The sequence below is a fragment of the Nonomuraea sp. NPDC049637 genome, assembly GCF_040675235.1.
Lineage (GTDB): Bacteria > Actinomycetota > Actinomycetes > Streptosporangiales > Streptosporangiaceae > Nonomuraea.
In genome coordinates this window covers 1-7,346 of sequence record NZ_JBFAOM010000100.1, presented here as the reverse complement: position 1 = coordinate 7,346, position 7,346 = coordinate 1, and the positions used below count along the sequence as shown (strand labels likewise).

At 68.2% G+C, this 7,346-nt stretch carries 8 protein-coding genes and 1 pseudogene; 3 read left to right on the top strand and 6 right to left on the bottom strand.

The features are described 5' to 3' along the window. The coding region (locus AB0J71_RS49325) for an FAD-dependent oxidoreductase (RefSeq protein ID WP_364421322.1) at positions 1–923 on the bottom strand (923 nt) is incomplete at its 3' end. Positions 924–986: 63 nt separating this feature from the next. Here AB0J71_RS49325 and AB0J71_RS49320 point away from each other — a divergent pair. Together AB0J71_RS49320 and AB0J71_RS49315 are read left to right on the top strand one after the other, a co-directional pair. Next, on the top strand, positions 987–1,658 hold the full coding sequence (locus AB0J71_RS49320; RefSeq protein WP_364421320.1) for a TetR/AcrR family transcriptional regulator: 672 nt from the start codon (positions 987–989) through the stop codon (positions 1,656–1,658). Between the two features lie 433 nt (positions 1,659–2,091). Next, complete coding sequence (locus tag AB0J71_RS49315; protein ID WP_352324548.1) at positions 2,092–2,430, top strand: hypothetical protein; 339 nt, start codon at positions 2,092–2,094, stop codon at positions 2,428–2,430. Positions 2,431–2,533: 103 nt separating this feature from the next. Here the strand turns inward: AB0J71_RS49315 and AB0J71_RS49310 are convergent, their stop codons facing one another. Both AB0J71_RS49310 and AB0J71_RS49305 read right to left on the bottom strand, forming a co-directional pair. Further along, positions 2,534–4,150, bottom strand: coding sequence for an RICIN domain-containing protein (locus tag AB0J71_RS49310; protein WP_352324547.1), 1,617 nt, complete (start codon positions 4,148–4,150; stop codon positions 2,534–2,536). A gap of 174 nt (positions 4,151–4,324) precedes the next feature. After that, on the bottom strand, positions 4,325–4,570 hold the full coding sequence (locus AB0J71_RS49305) for a hypothetical protein (RefSeq protein ID WP_364421318.1): 246 nt from the start codon (positions 4,568–4,570) through the stop codon (positions 4,325–4,327). 489 nt (positions 4,571–5,059) lie between these two features. Between AB0J71_RS49305 and AB0J71_RS49300 the strand changes: the two genes are divergently transcribed. Then, positions 5,060–5,329 (top strand): hypothetical protein, encoded by a 270-nt coding sequence (locus tag AB0J71_RS49300; RefSeq protein WP_364421316.1) that lies wholly within the window; start codon positions 5,060–5,062, stop codon positions 5,327–5,329. 335 nt (positions 5,330–5,664) lie between these two features. Here the strand turns inward: AB0J71_RS49300 and AB0J71_RS49295 are convergent, their stop codons facing one another. The 3 genes and pseudogenes from AB0J71_RS49295 to AB0J71_RS49285 form a co-directional block, all read right to left on the bottom strand. Then, a complete protein-coding gene (locus AB0J71_RS49295) occupies positions 5,665–6,111 on the bottom strand; it encodes an MmcQ/YjbR family DNA-binding protein (protein ID WP_364421314.1) in 447 nt (148 codons plus the stop codon). A gap of 418 nt (positions 6,112–6,529) precedes the next feature. Further along, a complete protein-coding gene (locus tag AB0J71_RS49290) occupies positions 6,530–7,090 on the bottom strand; it encodes an SMI1/KNR4 family protein (protein WP_364421312.1) in 561 nt (186 codons plus the stop codon). Continuing rightward, positions 7,074–7,346, bottom strand: a pseudogene (locus AB0J71_RS49285) (hypothetical protein); the annotation flags it as partial. The pseudogene AB0J71_RS49285 and the gene AB0J71_RS49290, both read right to left, overlap by 17 nt.

Below are 7,346 nucleotides of genomic sequence, written 5' to 3'. Positions count from 1 at the left end.
GGAGCCCAGCCCTTGACCTGGGCGGCGAGCTTCCACCCCAGGTTCATGGCGTCCTGCAGACCGGTGTTGAGGCCCTGTCCCGCCGCCGGGAAGTGGATGTGGGCCGCGTCGCCCGCCACCAGGAGCCGGCCCTGCCGGTACCGCCCGGCCAGGCGGGTCGCGTTGCCGAACCGCGACAGCCAGCGCGGCTCGGCGACGCCGAAGTCCGTGCCGGCGACGTTCGTCAGCGCTTGCCGGAACTCCTCGTACGTCAGGGGCAGGCCGGACGGCACCCGCATGCGTTCGGGATCGATGACCACGAACCGGGTCAGCCCGCCCTCCAGCGGCACGGCCAGCACGCCGCGGGCCTCGGCCGCGCGCACGGCGTCCGGATCGGTGACGGCGAAGTCGCCGAGCATGCCGGACAGCGTCTCGTCGGTTCCGTCGAAGGGGATGCCGGCCGCCTGCCGGACGATGCCGCGTCCGCCGTCGCAGCCCACGACGTAGGAGGCGCGCAGCGTCTCTCCCCGGGCTGTCTGGACGACGACGCCGTCCGGCTCCTGCCGCACGGCGGTGACCTGACAGCCGCGGACGATCTCGGCGCCCAGCTCGCGGGCGCGGGCGTCGAGCAGTTCCTCGGTCCGGGCCTGCTCCAGGAACAGGGTGTAGCCGTGCCGGGTGTCGAGGGCGGTGAAGTCGAGGCGCGTGTTCAGGCCCGCGAAGTGCCACCCGGGCAGGGTGTGACCGCGGGCGAGGAAACGGCCGGCGATGCCGCGCAGGTCCATCACCTCGATGCTGCGCGGGTGCAGCGTGAGCGCCCGCGACTGGCTGGTGGGCGCGTCGTTCCGTTCGAGCACGCGGACCGCCACGCCCGCCAGGGCCAGCTCCGCGGCCAGCAGCAGTCCGGTGGGCCCGGCTCCCACCACGATCACGTCGATGTGCACGCTTGCGTCCCTCCTATTAAATGAACATCGTTCATAAAATTGAGGTCATTAGTATCACTGGGCATGGGACCCACGTCAACCTCCTCGTCCGCCCAGCGCTCCCGGGGCCGCCCCCGCAAGATGGGCGTGCCCGAGGCGGTCGCAACCGCCCTGCGCCTGGTCGACGAGGACGGGCTCGACGCGCTGACCATGCGCCGTCTGGCCGCGGCCCTCGACGTCCAGGCGGGCACGCTCTACCGGCACTTCGCCACCAAGCAGACGCTGCTCGCCGCCATGGCGGAGGAGATGCTCGCGGGCTGCGCCGACCCGCTGCCCGACGGGCTCGCCTGGCGTGATCAGCTCACCGAACTGGCCGGACGGCTGCGCACCGCGCTGCTGCGCCACCGCGACGGCGCACGCGTCTACGCCGGCACCCACTCCGTCGGCCCCAACACGCTGAACTACGCCGAGACCCTCGTGGGCGTGCTGCGCGAGACATGCCCGGCCCCCGAGGCCGCCACCCGTACGGCACTCACGATCATCCACTTCACCGTCGGCCACACCCTGGAGGAACAGGCCGCCCAGTCTCTCGCCGGCTCCGAGCTGCCCGCCTCACTGACCCTGCTGCACGCGGCCCTCGACCCCGACGCCTACCCCAACCTGGCTGCCGCCGAAGCCACACTGACCAGCACCGATTTCGCCGCCCACTTCGCCCACGGCCTGAACCTGATCATCACAGGACTGACCACCGGCTGACGCCGGCGTCGAGAACCGGATCGCGGAAGGGCATGTCCTCAGGCCAGGCGGGCCGCAACCGTCGGGGAGTCCGCGCAGGGGGCGGCCGCAGGAGACCAGGTCGTCCAGAGCGACGCCGAGCAGTTGGAATGGGGTGCCCACCTCCAGGAGCGCCTGACGCAGGTTGCCGTGGCGACCCACCAGTTCCTCGGCCTCACCGCCGCCCCCGCCAGGATGAGAAGGCGCGGAACGGCACCCGCCACGCGATCCGCCAGTAGTGGCACGAGCATCTCGATGAGCACCGCACCCGATTCGCCGCCTACATGCGCCAGGTGCACGCATGTCAGCGGGGAACACGGCGTCCATGTTGTGGCGGAGCCAGACGGTTGTCCGGTGCATACGCGCTCCTCAGGAGCGTCGGTCTGCTCGTTGCGACCCCTGCAGGGGTGATGAGATGCCCGCGTGGAGGCGAAACCTCCTCGGCGGAGCCGAGCTTGGCAGCAAACAGGGCCTGTTCGCCGCCGCTGTCGAGATGTCCCCCCAGCTCCCGCCGGCCATCGAAACGATCTTCGCCGACGGCCTCGATGGTTTCGGCGAGCGCATCGTCGGCACCCTCGTGGAGACCATCGACGCATCGGGCCGCACCCCGCTCGCGATGCTCCTCCAGCCGACCCGAACCAGCGATCAGTCCGAAACGCTGATTCGCGAGTGCATCGACCGGGAGATCACCAGCCGAGTGGCGGCACTGCTCGGCACACCGGACGCCGCGTTCCGGGCCGGTCCCCGACAGTGACGGGACACCGGGTTCGGCTGGTGCGCGGTCGCGTGCTGCGGCCCCTTCGGGTGCCGGACGAGCGGCGCAGCGGCGCGGGCGGGCGCACCAGCCGGTCATCCGGTCAGGAGACGCAGCGGCGCAGGGCCACCCGGCCGCCGTCCTTGCTCACATCGCTGGAATGCGGTGCCAGGCAAAGCTTCGTCCATTGGTTGGAGAAGGTGTAGCGTCCGCCCGGCATCGGGTTGACCGACCAATACTGGTTGCCCGAATCCCAGCGGGTCTCGCAGCCCCACCACATGAGCTGCGTGTTCTCCCCCGGCGGAGTGCCGTTGTTGTACGGGGCGGTCAGGCAGTAGCCGTTGTCGTTCCTGATGTTGAACCAGCCGCCGTTGCGCGGCACAGCGGTCCACTTCTGCGACGACTTGCCGTTGCACGAGCGCTGGACGACCAGGCCGCCGCCGTCGATCGTGGCGCCGCGGTCGAGGCACATGCCGCTCAGCACGTTCTTGTAGGCCGCGGAGTTCACCGTCCACAGGTCGTAGCCGCCGGTCGGCTTCGGCTTGGGCAGATCGCCGCAGTTGTACTGCTGAAGCGGGGCGTCGTTGCTCAGCAGGTTGTTCTGGTCGAGCGCCATGCACTTGCCGCTCTTGCGGTTGTACAGGTAGAACGCCGGCTGCGCGTCGTAGTGCGGCGGGATCTTCACCCTCACCCGCATGACCGCCCAGTTCTGCTGAGGCGCGGAGGACGTACAGTTCTGCTGGTCGAGGCTGAGCCAGTCGGCGAGCTCGTCGCCGGTGACGTCCGCGCACTTTCCGGAGGCGTCGTTCTTCTGCAGGAACGAGCCGTCGGCCTGCTTGGCACGGGTCCAGCGCAACGCCGAGGAGGTGCCGGTCGGGCAGTCTCGCTGCACGATCCTCGCCCCCGCGGTCTTGCTGTCGTCCTTGATCACCATGCACTTGCCGCTGTGCGCGTTGAACAGCCGGTACTGGCTCGGCAGCCACAGGCGGAAGTCGCCGTAGGACGACTCGTACGAGGTCGACTCGGTGTAGTCGCCGTCGCCGGAACCGCCGCTGCCGCAGAACTTCGAGATCTCCCAGTCGCTCATCGGCCGCGAGTTCAGCGCCCAGTCGTACGACCGGCTCTTGTCGGGCACGTACACGGTGAGGTTCTTGCCGTACTGCACGCCATTGCCGTCGTCGTAGTCGGCGGCGATGTCGACCACGGCCTTGATGAGCGGCTTGCGCACCGTCACCCAGGCGACGCCCCAGCCGGGCACGGTCGCGGTGTTGGTGTAGGTGTCGCTGCTGCTCCAGCTCCACGACCAGCCGAGCTTCGGCCCGACGGAGCCCTCCCAGTCTCCGAACTTCTTCTTCCCGCCGATGTCGAGCCCGAAGGAGAACGAGGTCGACGAGCTCTTCATCCCCGCCACGCCAACGCTTCCGCCCGCGGCGCCGCAGGAGCGGGCGACCGGGCGGGGCTTGCTGGAGTCACCGATCGCGTCCGGGATCTCCGCGTCGCCCAGCACCTGCTGGGAGCTCTTGTAGGTGAGCTTGCATTCGGGCACCTCGTAGACGAGGTCGCCCGCCTGCCGGTAGCTGAAGTTGAGGCAGTCCTTGGCGATCTGCTCGGGTGACTTGGCCGCGGCCGCGGGTGGGGGTGAAATGACCGTCGTGCCGAGGACGGCGGTGGCCGCCGCGAGCATGACGGCACCGGCGCGAAGCCGGGGTAGAACGCGCATGACGCTCCTGATCAGAGTTTCCGACGTGCTCGCGCAGGCTAGGAGCCGGGAACAGCGTCGGACTGAACGCATCGGGAACGCGGCCTGAAATGATCATTTGGATCTGGACGCCGGCGACACCGCCTCCACACGGGCCGGCGGCAACGCGAAGGCCATCTCGACACCTGCAGGCTGTCATCCGGCGGCGGGGTCGTCCTTCACAACCTGGGCGGCTCGTTTCCGCAGCAGATGTACGACTCCGGCGACGAGCTTGAGAAGGATGCTCAGCGAGAGGAACACCCACATCCCTTTCAGCCAGGCGTCCGGCATTGGGCCGCGAAATCCGGAGAGCCCGAACACCACGCCGGCTCCGGTCCATCCGCAGAAGATGAAGGTGCAGGCGGACCCGAGCTGGTACCAAACAGATCGCCGCACATCCATGCCGCCGACCCTTCCGTTTCGTTGTCGGGCCACGGACAGCGCGTCCGGCGGGGGCCGCGCACGTGGTGTCCGGGGCCGGGCGCCGTCCCGTTCGCCGTCGGCCCGGACAGGCTGAGCAGAGCGGGGTCCCGCGGTCAAGGTCGTTCTCTCCGGCCGGGAGTGCTTCATGTCGGCTTCGGGGCCTCGGTCCGCTTCCCTTTGGGCGGGACGACGGCGGACGGGGTGCAGCGACGGCCGCGGAACTCCGCACGGTTCCCGCAAGGCCGCGGCGGCAATCCTTGCCGGACGGCGATACCTTGAGCACCCGCCGATGGCAAATGCTGCTCATGCGGACGCTGGGCGGGCGACGCGGATCGGTTCACCATACGTAAGCGCCCGCCCACAGCGGGTTTCCGGGCAAGGAACCGCCTGCCGTCCGCCTTCACGGAAAGGGCCCCGCCCATGTCGCCGCGACGTACCGCCCGAGGCTCGGGACGATCCGCGCCCGCCATGCTCCTCGCCATGACCGTGCTGGTCACGGCGGGGCTGAGCCTGCTGCCCGCGTCCGTCGCGCGCGCGGCGTCCCTCCAGGTCTGCACCCTCCAGGAGGACATCGTCTACCAGCCGCCGCTGACGAACACGCCCCAGACGGTGTCGTTCGCCGAAGGCGGCACGATGACGCCGAGCTCGCTGCAGCCTGCGAAGCGGGCAGCGACGGAAACCTGGACGAGTGCCTGGCCCCTCTCCTGCGAGCGGGAGTCGCCCCAGCTACTGCGGTAGACACCTGCGTGGCCGCAGCCAATTAGAAACGAACCCTGGGCCGCCGGCACCATAGTCGTTGCCTGCCCCCGCCCTGCACTTGGCCGTGCGGGGTCTGCGAGGCCAGCACGCCCGTTGCTGTTCCCGGCCCTGGTAGGCATCTCGCGAAGTGGACGGCACGCCGGCGGCTCTGGGCTCCCGTGAATTACGGTGGGCCGCCACCTGGCGAGTTGCTGCGGGGGCTCTCCGGGTCGCGGCGGGACGGCTACGGCCGGTCGTCGGATCCTCTGGTGCGTATGCAAACGAGGAAGATGCGCGGACTGGGGATGACCGGGGGCTCACGATACGCCGGATGGCTAGCAGGGCTGCTGGCGGGCGCGGTGGACGGCCTCGGCGACGTCGCGCGCCCGTGCCTCGCGCCGGGCATTCGCCAGTCGAACCGCGGTGTTAGAAGGTGCGGCCGCGTCATAGGCGGCTACGACACTCATGGGGGCCTTGTTGCGCCAGGCGTGCTCGACAAGTTGCTGGATCTGTTCCGGCGAGATGGCCGAGAGGTCAACCCGCAGACCCACCCAGATCTTCATGGCGGCGGTCCGCCACACCTCGCTGTAGACGGCGGGGTCGGCGGCCACAGCCGTGGCGGCCTCGTTCTGGCTGCCGGAGAACACCGCGGTCGTGTCCCCCCTTTCCATGCCGGCGAACGGCCTTCCCTTCACCTTGAACCCCGGCAGCCGGAAGTGGATGAACTCCTCCACCTCCGGTAAGGCGGTCGCGAACCGGCGCAGGTCGTCAAGCGTGATCATGGCGGTCTCCCTTCTTCGGCCGCATGCTAATCGATCACCTGTGCGAACAAGGAATCAAAGATTGCTCCCGCACAGCGGGAACTCACGTGGGTTCAGCCATCTCAAGGCGTGTTCCCTCGTGGGTTCAGCGCACTGAACATTGTGACCCAGTGTCAGCGGAGAGCGGCTTCGAGCGCGTCCGGCAGAGTAGTGTCGGTGATGAGGCTAAAGCGCGCTTGAGCCAGCATGGGCTGCACGGTCGTAGGCGGCGAAGGCCCGCACATGGCCGGGAAGGGTAGCCTCCAGTCGCAGAGTTGGCCCAGATGGGGCAGGTTTCGCCACTCGAAGGGTGTCACATCCCGGAGCGGCGTCATCGACATGACATGTCGACACGTCATGTCGATGACGCCGCCCGGTCGGCTTTAGCGACCTAGATGTCTTACTCTCCCGGGCCGAATTCTGTGACATGCGCGTCCAGCACGCCACCATCTTGCAATAGGGGGCACACCAGGGTCCCGTTGAGTGCCCGGACCAGGAAGTCCACCACCCCGCCGGGATGCCGCCAGGCTTCGGCGCCATGGAGGATCCAGACGGGCCATGCCTCTGGCGTGTCGCCGACCATCTCCCACAGCAGAATGTCCCCGTAGGCGGTCGATCCCCAGGGATACACGCCGCCAGGCTCAGGGTAGGGCAGGAAGTATCGCTCTCCTACCGTCTTTCCGTAGTCGTCGAGTATGTCTATCTGTTCGTCCTCGCCTAGCATGAGTTCGCTGAGAAGGGCGATGTCGTCTTCTGCGATCGTTTCTATGTCAGCGTGTCCGGGATTACCGATGGACAGCCTTAGATTTTCGCCGATAACTAGGCTGGTGTATTCCGACATAAGCGCCTTATAGTCCGCAGGAAGCCGAATGCCCAGGTGGTTCTCGATATTCTCCCAGTCAACGACCGGAGCCGGCTTGACCGGGGGAATCAGCGCTTTGAGGTCAGCAACGGATGCCATCTGTAACCGTCCCGTTCAAATCGTTGCGGACACATTCATCCAGGATCACCTGGCCGTTGAGCTCGGCCCTCATACGGAACCTGTCGACCACGGTCTGGGCGCCATCATATTTCACGTCCACGGCGTAGTTGATTCTGTCGTTCGGCCGGCTCGCCACGATGGCCTTGTAGCGCTCGGCATCGAAGCCGGTGGGCCGTCCCCCGGCCGAGCCGCGCCGGATGCGGTTGGCGCGCTGGTCACGTGGTTCGGGGATGGT